Source organism: Aeromonas sp. ASNIH2 (genome assembly GCF_002934795.1).
In the GTDB taxonomy this organism is placed as follows: Bacteria; Pseudomonadota; Gammaproteobacteria; order Enterobacterales; family Aeromonadaceae; genus Aeromonas; species Aeromonas caviae.
In genome coordinates this window covers 4,137,759-4,155,544 of sequence record NZ_CP026406.1, presented here as the reverse complement: position 1 = coordinate 4,155,544, position 17,786 = coordinate 4,137,759, and the positions used below count along the sequence as shown (strand labels likewise).

Below are 17,786 nucleotides of genomic sequence, written 5' to 3'. Positions count from 1 at the left end.
CGCGTTACTCGCTTTTCGAATCGCAACCTGTCCATATGAAAACGGGCCAGACTACGGCTTCGAGTTCTACCCCAGTCGGCTTTCCCGATGCGGATTCGCTGGCTGCCTTGCGCGGCTGGTACGCGGGACTCAGCTCTCGCGCGGCCGTTGAACACTACCTGGCGGCACGCAAGGCCGCCGGTCAATCAGCGCGAGGGATGCTGGGGCATATCCGCCGCCAGCTCATCGTTTTCGCCAACAGCCGCCACCGGCCGGATCTGGCCGACGTGTTCCAGCACGCCCCCGAAGAGCGACAGGGGCGCGCGGGTGCCGTCGAACGCGCGATCCGGCTCTTGCCCACGCTGCCGGCGCCGAAGCCCCAGATCAGCGACAGCATCGACCAGTGGCTGTCTCCGAGGACCGTCAGGGCACTGCAGGCGTACGGTATCCACACCCTCTCGGCGCTGACCGTGCGCATTCCCCGCCGGCGTGGCTGGTGGAAAGCCATCGAGGGACTCGGCATGACAGGCGCCCGGCAGGTCGAGGCTTTCTTTGCCGCACATCCGCAGCTCACCGAGCGCGCCCGGGCCCTGATCCCGATTATTCAGCCCAGCGGCATCGTGCCGTGGGAGCAGTTGCGTCTGCCGAACGAAGTCGACGGCTCGCAGGGCAATTTCCGGGCCCCGCGCAACGCTTGCACGCTGAATGGGGGGGTAAGCGGGAACCCCAGAAAATTCCGCCATTCCGCATTGTGGAATTTTTTGGGGGGGTGGTCCGCGGCATGACGACCCGCCAAAGGCTACCGCATCTATCTGAGGCGCTGTGGCGCGACGCTGAAACCCCGGGGAATTCCGCTACTCCAGTTCCAGGTCCGCAATAGTTCGTCCAGGTCGGGTGGCGTACGCCGGAAACGCCGATTTTTCCGCAACCGTTTCTGCGTTGTCGGCAAGGTGGTCTCAGAGAGCGCTCAAGAAGCGGTTTTTCTCGTATGTTTAGCTACGGTGGCCTAGGAGCCTGCGCGGCAGAAGCCAAATCGGCGGAAGATCGAGGACGATACGGGGATGGCTGCCAGTTACCTTCCTTACCGACCCGACCAATCCTATCTGCTGCCCCCTTCTCTGGGAGAGTGGCTACCTGAAGGGCATCTTGCCTACTTCATCAGCGAGACTGTCGATACGCTGGACTTGAGCGCATTCCACGCCCGGTATGCCGGCGGTGGTCCGGGCAATCAGCCGTTTCATCCGGCGATGATGGTCAAAGTGCTGATCTATGGTTACGCGAGCGGCGTCTTCTCTTCGCGCAAACTAGCCAGGAAGCTGTACGAGGATGTCGCGTTGCGTGTGCTGGCCGCTGGAAACTTCCCGGCCCACCGCACGCTGAGTGACTTCCGTGCCCTACACCTGACCGAGCTTGAGAATTTGTTCGTTCAGGTGGTGCAACTGGCGCGCGAATGTGGGCTGGTGAAGCTTGGCACGATCGCGGTCGACGGCACCAAGGTAAAAGCCAACGCCAGCCGCCACAAGGCGATGAGCTATAAGCGCATGAAGCCGGCCGAGGACGAATTGCATTGCGAGATCAAGGCGCTGCTTGATCGCGCCAAGGCTACCGACGACCAGGAGCGTAACGAGCCGGAGCTGGACATTCCTGCCGAGATTTCTCGCCGCGAGAAGCGCCTGGAGGCGATCCAGGCGGCAAAGGCGCGCCTGGAAGCGCGCCAGCGTGAAGCGGACCAGGCCCGGGGGCGCAGCGAAGACGATGGCCGCCGGCCTCGCCATCCGGATGGCTCGGACAAGGGCGGTGGCTCGTACAAACGCGAGTTTGGTGTGCCGGATGACCGTGATCAGGAAAGCTTCACCGATCCGGACAGCCGGATCATGAAACACGCCGGTGGTGGCTCCGAGCAGAGCTACAACGGGTACACAGCGGTCGATGCCGAGCACCAGATCATCGTGGCGGCGGAGTTGACCAACTGCGCCGCGGACAGTCAGGCGCTGCTGGGCATGCTGGCAGCAGTTCAGGCCAACACCGGAGAAATGCCGGCCCAGACGCTGGCGGATGCGGGATTCCGTAGTGAGGCTGTTCTGGCAAAGGTCGCCGATCACCACGGCGATGTCATCGTTGCCCTCGGCCGCGAGGGACGTGAAGATGCCAAGGTCAATGCCAAGACCCATCCGCATACGGCGGCGATTGCGGCGAAATTGAAAACGGAGCAAGGCGATGCAGCTTACCGCCGGCGCAAGTCGATCGTGGAGGCTCCGAATGGTTGGATCAAGGCGGTGATGGGATTGCGTCAGTTCAGCATGAGGGGCCTGGACAAGGTGCAAGCCGAGTGGAAGCTCGTCTGCATGGCGCTAAATCTGAGGCGAATGGCGTATCTGTGAGGGCGAAGGTTAAATGGGGCGGCTCAAATGCACCCCAGTCGTCATAACACGCCGCGCGCCGCAAGATTGGTATCCTTGGCGCCGACGCCTTGCCAATTGCAGAGAGCGCCGCCGCCATCGTCAGTGCTCTACAGAAAACCGGTCACACGGCTCTGCCGCGCAGACTCCTAGCCTAAATGTGACAGTGGTTGGTAATCCATGCCGCCCGCAAGGGCGGCGGTGGTGGGCCAATAGATGATTTTCAGAGCCTTACTGCCCGTTGACGCCCAATCCCTCGAGCGCGAGTCTAGCCGCAGCGGCGATGACGGCCTCGCTGTGCTTGTCATCCTTGTTAGGCGCCCGGGTGTAGACGGCCAACACAATAGGTGCGCGCCCAGTGGGCCAGACGACGGCATAGTCATTTGCCGTGCCATACACTCCGCAGGTTCCGGTTTTGTCTCCGACTGCCCAGTCTGCCGGCACCGCCGCGCGGATGCGGTGGTTGCCGGTCGTGTTTCCCTTTAGCCAATCAACAAACTGCTGCCGCTGCGGCGCAGCCAGTGCAGAGCCCAGTGTCAGTTTTTGTAAGCTTTCCGTCACGGCGCGCGGCGATGAGGTATCGCGCGCATCGCCTGGGATGGCGGAGTTCAGCTCCAGCTCCCAGCGGTCCAGACGGAACGTGGTATCGCCGATAGAGCGCATGAAGGCCGTCAGCCCGGCCGGGCCGCCCAACTCCTTCAGCAACAAATTGGCGGCGGCGTTATCACTGTATTGCACGGCGGCCGCGGACAGCTCCGCCACCGTCATGCCTGTTGTCAGATATTTTTCCGAGATGGGTGACCACGGAACCAGCGCATTTTTGCCGTAACGGATGGGTGTGTCCAGCAAGCCGGCCTGCTGCTGGCTGCGAGCCAGCACAGCGGCAGCAAGAAAGCCCTTGAATGAGCTGCACAGTGGGAAGCGCTCCTCAGCGCGGTAACTTACAGTTGCGCCTGAGCCGGTATCCATCGCGTACACACCGATGGAGCCGCCAAAGTCCTGTTCGAGTTTAGCGAATGGTTCCGCGACGAGGTTGGTCAGCGCGGTGGCAGAAAAGCCAGCCAGCGGCCATGAGAGACAAGACAGCAGAACTAGACGGCGATACAGTGACATCAACGATATTCCTTGTTTGAAGGTGGAGCTAGGTGTAGCGGCCGGATGTAATCAGGCCGCTACAGCTGGGATTATCACCGAGCGGCAAGCCGCTCCCTCTCCAGAGGCTGTAACGGCTGTAACTGCCCCGGATGGGCACACATCGGGTTGGTAAGTCCCTGGCACCACAACGTCCAGCGCTATTGAAAAACGAATCAGGTCGGCGTTCATGGGTCGGCCACCTCGCCTGACCTCGGCATCCACGTTACGGACGGCCTCAGGAAGTCCTGGCCAAGCCCCGACTATTGGGGCGCGAAGATAGCACCGAGGGTACGCCGGTGTCAACACCAACTGAAAACTGACCCACTTTACCCCTGAATCACCAAAGTAATACTGACCCACCTGGATCATTCGGGTTTGGAATTTTTCCTGACCACTCCCGCCTTCCTCTTGTCCTTCAAGCGGTAGCTTTCGCCGCTCAGGGTCAGGATATGGGCATGGTGCAGCAGCCGATCCAGCATCGCGGCTGTCAGGGTGGTATCGCCGGCAAACGCGTCGGCCCACTGGCTGAACGGCAGGTTCGAGGTCAGGATCATCGCCCCTTTCTCATAGCGCTTCGCCACCACCTGAAAGAACAGGTTCGCTTCCTCGCGTCCGAAAGGCAGGTAGCCGATCTCATCGATCACCAGCAGCCGTGGACCGAGGATGGCGCGGTTGAAGTATTCCTTCAGCCGCCCTTGTCGCTGCGCCGTGCTCAGTTGCAGCATCAGGTCGGCTGCCGTGATGAAGCGTGTCTTGACCCCGGCTTGCGCGGCCTTGTAACCCAAGGCGATGGCGAGGTGGGTCTTGCCGATGCCAGAGGGTCCGATCAGCACCACGTTCTCGGCCCGTTCGACAAACGCCAGACTGCCCAGCTCCTGCACCAGTGCCTTGGGCACGCCGGGGTTGAAGCTGAAGTCATAGTCCTCCAGGGTCTTGATGCCCGGGAAGCAAGCCATCCGCGTCAGCAGTTCGCGGCTGCGCTGCTGGCGACACCCCGCTTCATGCCGCAACAGGTGTTCCAGGAAGTCGGTGAAGCTGAAGTCCTCGCGCACCGCCTGCTGCGCCAGGACGGGGTAATGCGTTGCCACCCGTTCGAGTTTGAGTTGCTGGCACAGGGCGTCGATCCGCTCATGCTGGAGGTTCATCGGCAGGCCTCCCCAATTGCGTCATAGACAGACAGTGGGTGCTGGAGAGATTCCAGTGGTACCGGGCGGAGACTGTTATCCAGCAGGGGGGCCTCGTCGCGCCGCACACGGGATGGCAAGGGTTGCAGGTGTTCCCGCTCCTGCCGCCAACGGTCGATGGGGCGCTCGTTCAGGGTGGCGTGGACCCGCACATTCGCCTCGTCTGCCAACCAGTCACGGACGCGTCGGTTGGCAGCAGCACAATCGAGCAGCAGCCCCGTGCCCTTCATCCGGGTCAGCAACGGGTTGTAGAAGCTCTCGCGGAAGTAGCGATTGAAGCGCTCGACCTTGCCTTTGGTCTGGGCCCGATACGGGCGACACAGCCGGATCCGGAACCCCAGGTCATCGGCCAGTTGAAGCAAGCCGGGGTGAAAACGGTGCTTGCCGTCACCGTAGGCATCGCGTTCCAGCACCACGGTCTTCATGTTGTCGAACAACACCTCGCGGGGCACACCGCCCAGATAGTCAAAAGCCAGCAACAGGGAGTCCCGCACGGACTCGAAGGATTCGTCCGGTACGAAGGTGACAAACGTCATGCGGCTGTATCCCAGCGTGGCGACGAAGGCCGACATGGGGGATCTGGCCCGGCGCAAGACCACGAAATCAGCCTGCAACTGCCGTCCGGGCTCGGTCTCGAAACGGACGGCCGGACCTGCTTCGCGGCGGGCGGGCTTGAGCGTGGCGAGGAAGGCGCGCAATAACGAGAGACCGCCGCCATACCCTTGAGCGCGGATTTCCCGATTCAGGACGGTGGCAGGCAGCCAGATGGGGTGGGCCTGCTCGACCCGTTGCCGCAGATAAGATTCAAATGGCCCCAGTTTGGTGGGGCGTGGTTCACGGGGCTGGTATCGCGCTACCGACGGATCGCGGAGGTAGCGGCGCACGGTATTGCGCGAGACCCCCAACGTGCGGGCGATGTGCCGGATGGAGTGGCCCTGTCGGGCAAGAACTCTGATTTCCACGGTTTGCTCCTGGGTCAACATCGACGGCCTCGAAAAGGCCGCCAAACTAGCCCAGGTGGATCAGTTTTACTTCGCTGGGGTGGGTCAGTTTTACACTGCTGCTAACACGGAACCGCTGAAAATTCCGTCACTCCAGTTCCAGGCCTGCGACGATCGCATCGAGATCGATCGTCTTGCCGCTGCTTTGAAAGGTGTAGTGCCCGTTGAGCAGGATGTGCCGCCATGCCGCAGGCGAAATTTTTGTGATGAGTGCCAGCGCCTTGCTGTTGCCGGCCGCCTCGTACTTGGTCACCAGCCGCGACAAGATTGCCGAGTTGTAGAAAATGATCGTGTTGGCGATCAGCCGTGCGCACTGGTTGCTGATCTCGATTTCAATGTCGGTGCGACCGGTCAGTTCCTTCTTACCGCCGACCTGGGCAATGGCCGAGCGTAGCTGATGGTAGGACTCGAGGCGATTTTGCGAGCGGTGCACGTTGCGTTCCAGTTGCGGATCGCGCAGGTAGCGAAGCGTGTAGATGCTGCGGATGAGCTTGTCGAACTCGAAGATCGCGCGCCGCGTCGGGTTCGTCGTGGTGTAGGTGCACAGCTTGCGGATCAGCGTGCCCTGCGTCATTTCCTTCAGCCCGAGTGTGGCGACGATCCGGTCGATGTTCGGCTTCTCGCGATGGATGAGATCGCAGTCGATTTTCCCGACTGGCCGAATCAGGCACGCCTGATACTGTGCTGGATCGTCAGCGCAGTAGAGTTCTTTCAATTGCGCGTTGAGGTCGGTGAAGCGCGGCTCGAACCGCCGGCCAAACCAATGCAGGATGGCGAAGTTGGCCTTGTTGACGCTGTGCATGTCGCCGGTGATCGCGGTCGGCATGATGTCCGACGTGTTGCGATACCAGATGTCGAACACGTGGTGGGCCTCGTAGTCGTGCGCGCCGATCAGGTAGCCGTTGAGCGGGATGTGGTTGCACAGCAGCGTGTAGGCGACCACGCCCTTGCCGCGCCCGAAGTACTTGCGCGAATAGCGCGCCTTCACGGTCGGCCGTTCGACGCTGAATTTCTGCCCGTCGACGGCACCGTACAGCGTTTCGAGGTCGAACGAGTAGTATGGGAAGATCGGTAGCGTGGCGATGGCGTTGCTGATGCAGTCGTTGGCCGCGTGCAGCGTTGCCTGGCGCAGGTACTGCTGGTAGCCGCTATCCAGCACGTGGTACGGGATGTCGCTGGTGCGCGCCATGACGTGGTTGCCGTGGTTCATCGCTTGCGCGATGATGACCGCCATCAGGCTGTCAGCGTCGGCGACCTTCTTCGCGTAGCGCGGCTGCATGGGCGTGAACGCCGACAGAAACTTGCACTCGTCGTTGACGAAGCGAAACACGTCGGCCACGTCGCAGAACGGAAGCTTCTCGTAGAATGCCTTTTCGCGCGCTTTCTCATTCTCGCTCTTGGGCTTGCGCCAGGTCAGTTTCTGCGTGTCCTTGTTGTATTCGAGGTGCGTCAGCTTGCCCTGTTTCAGCTCGCGGTTGAACGCCAGCCACTGCGTGCGCAGTTCGGCAGTCAGCGCATCGAGTTGGGCATGGACGGGTTGCTGCAGGAAGGGGATCTCCATTTTTGCGAGCACATCGATCTTCCTGTCCATCTCAACCAGTTCATCTGAGAAGTGCCGGTGTTGCAGGCTGTCGTCGAGGTAGAGTTCACCCGATTGGAGACGCTTCCTGATCTGGCGGTACAGCCAGAACTCGTAGCGGTCAGCGTGCAGGCCGGTTGGTTTACCGTCGGCGTCGAAGGTCAGCAGGTACGGCCGCAAGCGTTTCGGAAGTGTCGCCGCGGGCCACTCGTCGAGTGGCCGTTGCGACAGCCGCTGCTGCTTGGCAAAAACACCTTTGGCCCAGGCCAGCGCGGCAAGCCATGGACTGTCTGGATTGGAGCCGGAGAGGTCGAGCGCAACGTACAGTGGACGAAGATGGCGGCGCATGCGGTCGGCCAGCCCGTCCACCGCCTGCCACTGCAAGGCCAGCTTGCTCGCCGGCTTCACGCTCATACGCTGCGCCGTGGTTTGCAGCGTATCGCGAGGCATGATCTTGTAGGCGCGCTGCCGCACCTCGCCGAAGGGCGTGGGATCGGCCACGCTATCATCAACGTAGAGTGACAGCAGGCGGCCTACCCGCGGCGTTTCCTGCTGACGGCGCACCTGCTCGTCGGCAAAGGATTGTTTGGCACCAGCGCTGCTTTCGTCCTCCAACTGCTTCATGTGGTACGCCATCGCATCGACCAGGTTGTCGGAGAGCTGCCGGTAGCGTACCCAGGCATAGCACAGCAGGTAGAGTTGGGTCTGATCGGCCTTCAGATTGCGCAGGTCGTGGACGGTGTAGAAGTTTGCCAGGCTCGCGTAGTACAGCAGGTTCTGCTGCGAGACGTCGAGTTTAGGCAGCAGTGTCTTGGCGATTGCGTGCAGCGGCTCCAGCGTGGCGCGCTTTTCGCGCTCGCGGACCATCTGGCGCCAGCCGAAATTCTTGGCGTCCTGCTTGAGCGCCGCCAGTTGCGACAGGGTGTCATCACGGACCAGAAGCTGGCTCAGCGCGGCCTTGGCAGATTCGTCCAACGCTTGCTCCAGCAGATTGCCCAGGCGCCGGCGCTCGGCGGATAGCGTTTCGCTGACCAACTCTTGCAAGGTCGTATAGCCGGGCCGGATAATCTTGTGCTCATTGAGCCAGACGATCAGCTCGGCGGCGACGAACCCCGGCGTTACGTCACGCCGCACGGTCCGTGCGGCCTGCTGCTCGAGCTGCGGCAGGAAGGCGGCCGACCACGGCCAGTAGCCGAATAGTTTGGCGATCTGCTCGCGCTGGGTGTAGCGTTCATGCTTGGTGATCGCCTTGGGTTCGAACACCTCGCCGTGGAAATAGCGGCTCAGCACGAAAGCGCAATCGTCCTCGACTTCGTCCCAGTCGAAACTGAAGAAGGCATGCTTGGCCTTGAAGTAGCCGATCTGCAAGAGGCAATAGACCTTGGCATGAAGACTGGGCCGGCTGTTGGCAAGCGCCAACTCGGTTTCTGTCACAGCCAGATATTCCAGCTGCTGCGCATCATCGAACTCCGGCAGGCCATACAAGGCCTCCTGTTCGGCGTCGGATAGGACGCTGAGTAGCTTGTTCTTCTTGCTCATGGCCCGTTCTTGCTATCTTGAGGTTTCGTAGAAACATGGGGCATTTTCGATTCTACTGAAATAATCGTTATTATCGCGTTACTCGCTTTTCGAATCGCAACCTGTCCATATGAAAACGGGCCAGACTACGGCTTCGAGTTCTACCCCAGTCGGCTTTCCCGATGCGGATTCGCTGGCTGCCTTGCGCGGCTGGTACGCGGGACTCAGCTCTCGCGCGGCCGTTGAACACTACCTGGCGGCACGCAAGGCCGCCGGTCAATCAGCGCGAGGGATGCTGGGGCATATCCGCCGCCAGCTCATCGTTTTCGCCAACAGCCGCCACCGGCCGGATCTGGCCGACGTGTTCCAGCACGCCCCCGAAGAGCGACAGGGGCGCGCGGGTGCCGTCGAACGCGCGATCCGGCTCTTGCCCACGCTGCCGGCGCCGAAGCCCCAGATCAGCGACAGCATCGACCAGTGGCTGTCTCCGAGGACCGTCAGGGCACTGCAGGCGTACGGTATCCACACCCTCTCGGCGCTGACCGTGCGCATTCCCCGCCGGCGTGGCTGGTGGAAAGCCATCGAGGGACTCGGCATGACAGGCGCCCGGCAGGTCGAGGCTTTCTTTGCCGCACATCCGCAGCTCACCGAGCGCGCCCGGGCCCTGATCCCGATTATTCAGCCCAGCGGCATCGTGCCGTGGGAGCAGTTGCGTCTGCCGAACGAAGTCGACGGCTCGCAGGGCAATTTCCGGGCCCCGCGCAACGCTTGCACGCTGAATGGGGGGGTAAGCGGGAACCCCAGAAAATTCCGCCATTCCGCATTGTGGAATTTTTTGGGGGGGTGGTCCGCGGCATGACGACCCGCCAAAGGCTACCGCATCTATCTGAGGCGCTGTGGCGCGACGCTGAAACCCCGGGGAATTCCGCTACTCCAGTTCCAGGTCCGCAATAGTTCGTCCAGGTCGGGTGGCGTACGCCGGAAACGCCGATTTTTCCGCAACCGTTTCTGCGTTGTCGGCAAGGTGGTCTCAGAGAGCGCTCAAGAAGCGGTTTTTCTCGTATGTTTAGCTACGGTGGCCTAGGAGCCTGCGCGGCAGAAGCCAAATCGGCGGAAGATCGAGGACGATACGGGGATGGCTGCCAGTTACCTTCCTTACCGACCCGACCAATCCTATCTGCTGCCCCCTTCTCTGGGAGAGTGGCTACCTGAAGGGCATCTTGCCTACTTCATCAGCGAGACTGTCGATACGCTGGACTTGAGCGCATTCCACGCCCGGTATGCCGGCGGTGGTCCGGGCAATCAGCCGTTTCATCCGGCGATGATGGTCAAAGTGCTGATCTATGGTTACGCGAGCGGCGTCTTCTCTTCGCGCAAACTAGCCAGGAAGCTGTACGAGGATGTCGCGTTGCGTGTGCTGGCCGCTGGAAACTTCCCGGCCCACCGCACGCTGAGTGACTTCCGTGCCCTACACCTGACCGAGCTTGAGAATTTGTTCGTTCAGGTGGTGCAACTGGCGCGCGAATGTGGGCTGGTGAAGCTTGGCACGATCGCGGTCGACGGCACCAAGGTAAAAGCCAACGCCAGCCGCCACAAGGCGATGAGCTATAAGCGCATGAAGCCGGCCGAGGACGAATTGCATTGCGAGATCAAGGCGCTGCTTGATCGCGCCAAGGCTACCGACGACCAGGAGCGTAACGAGCCGGAGCTGGACATTCCTGCCGAGATTTCTCGCCGCGAGAAGCGCCTGGAGGCGATCCAGGCGGCAAAGGCGCGCCTGGAAGCGCGCCAGCGTGAAGCGGACCAGGCCCGGGGGCGCAGCGAAGACGATGGCCGCCGGCCTCGCCATCCGGATGGCTCGGACAAGGGCGGTGGCTCGTACAAACGCGAGTTTGGTGTGCCGGATGACCGTGATCAGGAAAGCTTCACCGATCCGGACAGCCGGATCATGAAACACGCCGGTGGTGGCTCCGAGCAGAGCTACAACGGGTACACAGCGGTCGATGCCGAGCACCAGATCATCGTGGCGGCGGAGTTGACCAACTGCGCCGCGGACAGTCAGGCGCTGCTGGGCATGCTGGCAGCAGTTCAGGCCAACACCGGAGAAATGCCGGCCCAGACGCTGGCGGATGCGGGATTCCGTAGTGAGGCTGTTCTGGCAAAGGTCGCCGATCACCACGGCGATGTCATCGTTGCCCTCGGCCGCGAGGGACGTGAAGATGCCAAGGTCAATGCCAAGACCCATCCGCATACGGCGGCGATTGCGGCGAAATTGAAAACGGAGCAAGGCGATGCAGCTTACCGCCGGCGCAAGTCGATCGTGGAGGCTCCGAATGGTTGGATCAAGGCGGTGATGGGATTGCGTCAGTTCAGCATGAGGGGCCTGGACAAGGTGCAAGCCGAGTGGAAGCTCGTCTGCATGGCGCTAAATCTGAGGCGAATGGCGTATCTGTGAGGGCGAAGGTTAAATGGGGCGGCTCAAATGCACCCCAGTCGTCATAACACGCCGCGCGCCGCAAGATTGGTATCCTTGGCGCCGACGCCTTGCCAATTGCAGAGAGCGCCGCCGCCATCGTCAGTGCTCTACAGAAAACCGGTCACACGGCTCTGCCGCGCAGACTCCTAGCCTAAATGTGACAGTGGTTGGTAATCCATGCCGCCCGCAAGGGCGGCGGTGGTGGGCCAATAGATGATTTTCAGAGCCTTACTGCCCGTTGACGCCCAATCCCTCGAGCGCGAGTCTAGCCGCAGCGGCGATGACGGCCTCGCTGTGCTTGTCATCCTTGTTAGGCGCCCGGGTGTAGACGGCCAACACAATAGGTGCGCGCCCAGTGGGCCAGACGACGGCATAGTCATTTGCCGTGCCATACACTCCGCAGGTTCCGGTTTTGTCTCCGACTGCCCAGTCTGCCGGCACCGCCGCGCGGATGCGGTGGTTGCCGGTCGTGTTTCCCTTTAGCCAATCAACAAACTGCTGCCGCTGCGGCGCAGCCAGTGCAGAGCCCAGTGTCAGTTTTTGTAAGCTTTCCGTCACGGCGCGCGGCGATGAGGTATCGCGCGCATCGCCTGGGATGGCGGAGTTCAGCTCCAGCTCCCAGCGGTCCAGACGGAACGTGGTATCGCCGATAGAGCGCATGAAGGCCGTCAGCCCGGCCGGGCCGCCCAACTCCTTCAGCAACAAATTGGCGGCGGCGTTATCACTGTATTGCACGGCGGCCGCGGACAGCTCCGCCACCGTCATGCCTGTTGTCAGATATTTTTCCGAGATGGGTGACCACGGAACCAGCGCATTTTTGCCGTAACGGATGGGTGTGTCCAGCAAGCCGGCCTGCTGCTGGCTGCGAGCCAGCACAGCGGCAGCAAGAAAGCCCTTGAATGAGCTGCACAGTGGGAAGCGCTCCTCAGCGCGGTAACTTACAGTTGCGCCTGAGCCGGTATCCATCGCGTACACACCGATGGAGCCGCCAAAGTCCTGTTCGAGTTTAGCGAATGGTTCCGCGACGAGGTTGGTCAGCGCGGTGGCAGAAAAGCCAGCCAGCGGCCATGAGAGACAAGACAGCAGAACTAGACGGCGATACAGTGACATCAACGATATTCCTTGTTTGAAGGTGGAGCTAGGTGTAGCGGCCGGATGTAATCAGGCCGCTACAGCTGGGATTATCACCGAGCGGCAAGCCGCTCCCTCTCCAGAGGCTGTAACGGCTGTAACTGCCCCGGATGGGCACACATCGGGTTGGTAAGTCCCTGGCACCACAACGTCCAGCGCTATTGAAAAACGAATCAGGTCGGCGTTCATGGGTCGGCCACCTCGCCTGACCTCGGCATCCACGTTACGGACGGCCTCAGGAAGTCCTGGCCAAGCCCCGACTATTGGGGCGCGAAGATAGCACCGAGGGTACGCCGGTGTCAACACCAACTGAAAACTGACCCACTTTACCCCTGAATCACCAAAGTAATACTGACCCACCTGGATCATTCGGGTTTGGAATTTTTCCTGACCACTCCCGCCTTCCTCTTGTCCTTCAAGCGGTAGCTTTCGCCGCTCAGGGTCAGGATATGGGCATGGTGCAGCAGCCGATCCAGCATCGCGGCTGTCAGGGTGGTATCGCCGGCAAACGCGTCGGCCCACTGGCTGAACGGCAGGTTCGAGGTCAGGATCATCGCCCCTTTCTCATAGCGCTTCGCCACCACCTGAAAGAACAGGTTCGCTTCCTCGCGTCCGAAAGGCAGGTAGCCGATCTCATCGATCACCAGCAGCCGTGGACCGAGGATGGCGCGGTTGAAGTATTCCTTCAGCCGCCCTTGTCGCTGCGCCGTGCTCAGTTGCAGCATCAGGTCGGCTGCCGTGATGAAGCGTGTCTTGACCCCGGCTTGCGCGGCCTTGTAACCCAAGGCGATGGCGAGGTGGGTCTTGCCGATGCCAGAGGGTCCGATCAGCACCACGTTCTCGGCCCGTTCGACAAACGCCAGACTGCCCAGCTCCTGCACCAGTGCCTTGGGCACGCCGGGGTTGAAGCTGAAGTCATAGTCCTCCAGGGTCTTGATGCCCGGGAAGCAAGCCATCCGCGTCAGCAGTTCGCGGCTGCGCTGCTGGCGACACCCCGCTTCATGCCGCAACAGGTGTTCCAGGAAGTCGGTGAAGCTGAAGTCCTCGCGCACCGCCTGCTGCGCCAGGACGGGGTAATGCGTTGCCACCCGTTCGAGTTTGAGTTGCTGGCACAGGGCGTCGATCCGCTCATGCTGGAGGTTCATCGGCAGGCCTCCCCAATTGCGTCATAGACAGACAGTGGGTGCTGGAGAGATTCCAGTGGTACCGGGCGGAGACTGTTATCCAGCAGGGGGGCCTCGTCGCGCCGCACACGGGATGGCAAGGGTTGCAGGTGTTCCCGCTCCTGCCGCCAACGGTCGATGGGGCGCTCGTTCAGGGTGGCGTGGACCCGCACATTCGCCTCGTCTGCCAACCAGTCACGGACGCGTCGGTTGGCAGCAGCACAATCGAGCAGCAGCCCCGTGCCCTTCATCCGGGTCAGCAACGGGTTGTAGAAGCTCTCGCGGAAGTAGCGATTGAAGCGCTCGACCTTGCCTTTGGTCTGGGCCCGATACGGGCGACACAGCCGGATCCGGAACCCCAGGTCATCGGCCAGTTGAAGCAAGCCGGGGTGAAAACGGTGCTTGCCGTCACCGTAGGCATCGCGTTCCAGCACCACGGTCTTCATGTTGTCGAACAACACCTCGCGGGGCACACCGCCCAGATAGTCAAAAGCCAGCAACAGGGAGTCCCGCACGGACTCGAAGGATTCGTCCGGTACGAAGGTGACAAACGTCATGCGGCTGTATCCCAGCGTGGCGACGAAGGCCGACATGGGGGATCTGGCCCGGCGCAAGACCACGAAATCAGCCTGCAACTGCCGTCCGGGCTCGGTCTCGAAACGGACGGCCGGACCTGCTTCGCGGCGGGCGGGCTTGAGCGTGGCGAGGAAGGCGCGCAATAACGAGAGACCGCCGCCATACCCTTGAGCGCGGATTTCCCGATTCAGGACGGTGGCAGGCAGCCAGATGGGGTGGGCCTGCTCGACCCGTTGCCGCAGATAAGATTCAAATGGCCCCAGTTTGGTGGGGCGTGGTTCACGGGGCTGGTATCGCGCTACCGACGGATCGCGGAGGTAGCGGCGCACGGTATTGCGCGAGACCCCCAACGTGCGGGCGATGTGCCGGATGGAGTGGCCCTGTCGGGCAAGAACTCTGATTTCCACGGTTTGCTCCTGGGTCAACATCGACGGCCTCGAAAAGGCCGCCAAACTAGCCCAGGTGGATCAGTTTTACTTCGCTGGGGTGGGTCAGTTTTACACTGCTGCTAACACGGAACCGCTGAAAATTCCGTCACTCCAGTTCCAGGCCTGCGACGATCGCATCGAGATCGATCGTCTTGCCGCTGCTTTGAAAGGTGTAGTGCCCGTTGAGCAGGATGTGCCGCCATGCCGCAGGCGAAATTTTTGTGATGAGTGCCAGCGCCTTGCTGTTGCCGGCCGCCTCGTACTTGGTCACCAGCCGCGACAAGATTGCCGAGTTGTAGAAAATGATCGTGTTGGCGATCAGCCGTGCGCACTGGTTGCTGATCTCGATTTCAATGTCGGTGCGACCGGTCAGTTCCTTCTTACCGCCGACCTGGGCAATGGCCGAGCGTAGCTGATGGTAGGACTCGAGGCGATTTTGCGAGCGGTGCACGTTGCGTTCCAGTTGCGGATCGCGCAGGTAGCGAAGCGTGTAGATGCTGCGGATGAGCTTGTCGAACTCGAAGATCGCGCGCCGCGTCGGGTTCGTCGTGGTGTAGGTGCACAGCTTGCGGATCAGCGTGCCCTGCGTCATTTCCTTCAGCCCGAGTGTGGCGACGATCCGGTCGATGTTCGGCTTCTCGCGATGGATGAGATCGCAGTCGATTTTCCCGACTGGCCGAATCAGGCACGCCTGATACTGTGCTGGATCGTCAGCGCAGTAGAGTTCTTTCAATTGCGCGTTGAGGTCGGTGAAGCGCGGCTCGAACCGCCGGCCAAACCAATGCAGGATGGCGAAGTTGGCCTTGTTGACGCTGTGCATGTCGCCGGTGATCGCGGTCGGCATGATGTCCGACGTGTTGCGATACCAGATGTCGAACACGTGGTGGGCCTCGTAGTCGTGCGCGCCGATCAGGTAGCCGTTGAGCGGGATGTGGTTGCACAGCAGCGTGTAGGCGACCACGCCCTTGCCGCGCCCGAAGTACTTGCGCGAATAGCGCGCCTTCACGGTCGGCCGTTCGACGCTGAATTTCTGCCCGTCGACGGCACCGTACAGCGTTTCGAGGTCGAACGAGTAGTATGGGAAGATCGGTAGCGTGGCGATGGCGTTGCTGATGCAGTCGTTGGCCGCGTGCAGCGTTGCCTGGCGCAGGTACTGCTGGTAGCCGCTATCCAGCACGTGGTACGGGATGTCGCTGGTGCGCGCCATGACGTGGTTGCCGTGGTTCATCGCTTGCGCGATGATGACCGCCATCAGGCTGTCAGCGTCGGCGACCTTCTTCGCGTAGCGCGGCTGCATGGGCGTGAACGCCGACAGAAACTTGCACTCGTCGTTGACGAAGCGAAACACGTCGGCCACGTCGCAGAACGGAAGCTTCTCGTAGAATGCCTTTTCGCGCGCTTTCTCATTCTCGCTCTTGGGCTTGCGCCAGGTCAGTTTCTGCGTGTCCTTGTTGTATTCGAGGTGCGTCAGCTTGCCCTGTTTCAGCTCGCGGTTGAACGCCAGCCACTGCGTGCGCAGTTCGGCAGTCAGCGCATCGAGTTGGGCATGGACGGGTTGCTGCAGGAAGGGGATCTCCATTTTTGCGAGCACATCGATCTTCCTGTCCATCTCAACCAGTTCATCTGAGAAGTGCCGGTGTTGCAGGCTGTCGTCGAGGTAGAGTTCACCCGATTGGAGACGCTTCCTGATCTGGCGGTACAGCCAGAACTCGTAGCGGTCAGCGTGCAGGCCGGTTGGTTTACCGTCGGCGTCGAAGGTCAGCAGGTACGGCCGCAAGCGTTTCGGAAGTGTCGCCGCGGGCCACTCGTCGAGTGGCCGTTGCGACAGCCGCTGCTGCTTGGCAAAAACACCTTTGGCCCAGGCCAGCGCGGCAAGCCATGGACTGTCTGGATTGGAGCCGGAGAGGTCGAGCGCAACGTACAGTGGACGAAGATGGCGGCGCATGCGGTCGGCCAGCCCGTCCACCGCCTGCCACTGCAAGGCCAGCTTGCTCGCCGGCTTCACGCTCATACGCTGCGCCGTGGTTTGCAGCGTATCGCGAGGCATGATCTTGTAGGCGCGCTGCCGCACCTCGCCGAAGGGCGTGGGATCGGCCACGCTATCATCAACGTAGAGTGACAGCAGGCGGCCTACCCGCGGCGTTTCCTGCTGACGGCGCACCTGCTCGTCGGCAAAGGATTGTTTGGCACCAGCGCTGCTTTCGTCCTCCAACTGCTTCATGTGGTACGCCATCGCATCGACCAGGTTGTCGGAGAGCTGCCGGTAGCGTACCCAGGCATAGCACAGCAGGTAGAGTTGGGTCTGATCGGCCTTCAGATTGCGCAGGTCGTGGACGGTGTAGAAGTTTGCCAGGCTCGCGTAGTACAGCAGGTTCTGCTGCGAGACGTCGAGTTTAGGCAGCAGTGTCTTGGCGATTGCGTGCAGCGGCTCCAGCGTGGCGCGCTTTTCGCGCTCGCGGACCATCTGGCGCCAGCCGAAATTCTTGGCGTCCTGCTTGAGCGCCGCCAGTTGCGACAGGGTGTCATCACGGACCAGAAGCTGGCTCAGCGCGGCCTTGGCAGATTCGTCCAACGCTTGCTCCAGCAGATTGCCCAGGCGCCGGCGCTCGGCGGATAGCGTTTCGCTGACCAACTCTTGCAAGGTCGTATAGCCGGGCCGGATAATCTTGTGCTCATTGAGCCAGACGATCAGCTCGGCGGCGACGAACCCCGGCGTTACGTCACGCCGCACGGTCCGTGCGGCCTGCTGCTCGAGCTGCGGCAGGAAGGCGGCCGACCACGGCCAGTAGCCGAATAGTTTGGCGATCTGCTCGCGCTGGGTGTAGCGTTCATGCTTGGTGATCGCCTTGGGTTCGAACACCTCGCCGTGGAAATAGCGGCTCAGCACGAAAGCGCAATCGTCCTCGACTTCGTCCCAGTCGAAACTGAAGAAGGCATGCTTGGCCTTGAAGTAGCCGATCTGCAAGAGGCAATAGACCTTGGCATGAAGACTGGGCCGGCTGTTGGCAAGCGCCAACTCGGTTTCTGTCACAGCCAGATATTCCAGCTGCTGCGCATCATCGAACTCCGGCAGGCCATACAAGGCCTCCTGTTCGGCGTCGGATAGGACGCTGAGTAGCTTGTTCTTCTTGCTCATGGCCCGTTCTTGCTATCTTGAGGTTTCGTAGAAACATGGGGCATTTTCGATTCTACTGAAATAATCGTTATTATCGCGTTAC

10 protein-coding genes and 2 pseudogenes are annotated in these 17,786 nt (G+C 61.4%); 4 read left to right on the top strand and 8 right to left on the bottom strand.

Annotated elements, in window-relative coordinates; translation table 11 throughout:
• Window positions 1-35: 35 nt before the first annotated feature.
• Window positions 36-686 (top strand): annotated as a pseudogene (locus tag C3F36_RS19910) (phage integrase family protein); the annotation flags it as partial.
• Between the two features lie 354 nt (window positions 687-1,040).
• Window positions 1,041-2,360 (top strand): IS1182-like element ISKpn6 family transposase, encoded by a 1,320-nt coding sequence (locus tag C3F36_RS19905; RefSeq protein ID WP_004152397.1) that lies wholly within the window; start codon window positions 1,041-1,043, stop codon window positions 2,358-2,360.
• Between the two features lie 249 nt (window positions 2,361-2,609).
• On the opposite strand, the gene C3F36_RS19900 is transcribed toward C3F36_RS19905, so the two are convergent.
• The 4 genes from C3F36_RS19900 to tnpA (C3F36_RS19880) form a co-directional block, all read right to left on the bottom strand.
• Window positions 2,610-3,491: a carbapenem-hydrolyzing class A beta-lactamase KPC-2 gene (locus C3F36_RS19900; RefSeq protein WP_004199234.1), complete on the bottom strand. Its 882-nt coding sequence runs from the start codon at window positions 3,489-3,491 to the stop codon at window positions 2,610-2,612.
• Between the two features lie 386 nt (window positions 3,492-3,877).
• Window positions 3,878-4,657 carry an IS21-like element ISKpn7 family helper ATPase IstB gene (gene istB, locus C3F36_RS19890; RefSeq protein WP_004152394.1) on the bottom strand — a complete coding sequence of 260 codons (780 nt, stop codon included), beginning with the start codon at window positions 4,655-4,657 and terminating at the stop codon, window positions 3,878-3,880.
• Entirely contained in the window at window positions 4,654-5,679 is a 1,026-nt protein-coding gene (gene istA, locus C3F36_RS19885; protein ID WP_004199214.1) for an IS21 family transposase, read from the bottom strand. Before istA (C3F36_RS19885) ends, istB (C3F36_RS19890) begins: the two co-directional genes overlap by 4 nt.
• 106 nt (window positions 5,680-5,785) lie before the next feature.
• Window positions 5,786-8,815, bottom strand: a complete 3,030-nt coding sequence (tnpA, locus tag C3F36_RS19880; protein ID WP_004152392.1) for a Tn3-like element Tn4401 family transposase — start codon at window positions 8,813-8,815, stop codon at window positions 5,786-5,788.
• A 109-nt stretch (window positions 8,816-8,924) separates the two neighbouring features.
• Between tnpA (C3F36_RS19880) and C3F36_RS19875 the strand changes: the two are divergent.
• Window positions 8,925-9,575: pseudogene (locus C3F36_RS19875) on the top strand (phage integrase family protein); the annotation flags it as partial.
• 354 nt (window positions 9,576-9,929) lie between these two features.
• Entirely contained in the window at window positions 9,930-11,249 is a 1,320-nt protein-coding gene (locus C3F36_RS19870; protein WP_004152397.1) for an IS1182-like element ISKpn6 family transposase, read from the top strand.
• Window positions 11,250-11,498: 249 nt separating this feature from the next.
• Here C3F36_RS19870 and C3F36_RS19865 read toward each other — a convergent pair whose 3' ends face one another.
• From C3F36_RS19865 to tnpA (C3F36_RS19845), 4 genes are all read right to left on the bottom strand, one after another.
• Window positions 11,499-12,380, bottom strand: coding sequence for a carbapenem-hydrolyzing class A beta-lactamase KPC-2 (locus tag C3F36_RS19865; RefSeq protein WP_004199234.1), 882 nt, complete (start codon window positions 12,378-12,380; stop codon window positions 11,499-11,501).
• A 386-nt stretch (window positions 12,381-12,766) separates the two neighbouring features.
• The gene (istB, locus tag C3F36_RS19855; RefSeq protein WP_004152394.1) at window positions 12,767-13,546 is read right to left on the bottom strand and encodes an IS21-like element ISKpn7 family helper ATPase IstB; all 780 of its coding nucleotides are present in this window, start codon (window positions 13,544-13,546) and stop codon (window positions 12,767-12,769) included.
• Window positions 13,543-14,568, bottom strand: a complete 1,026-nt coding sequence (istA, locus tag C3F36_RS19850) for an IS21 family transposase (protein ID WP_004199214.1) — start codon at window positions 14,566-14,568, stop codon at window positions 13,543-13,545. The genes istB (C3F36_RS19855) and istA (C3F36_RS19850) overlap by 4 nt, the downstream gene beginning before the upstream one ends.
• 106 nt (window positions 14,569-14,674) lie before the next feature.
• Window positions 14,675-17,704, bottom strand: a complete 3,030-nt coding sequence (gene tnpA, locus C3F36_RS19845) for a Tn3-like element Tn4401 family transposase (protein ID WP_004152392.1) — start codon at window positions 17,702-17,704, stop codon at window positions 14,675-14,677.
• Window positions 17,705-17,786: the final 82 nt, after the last annotated feature.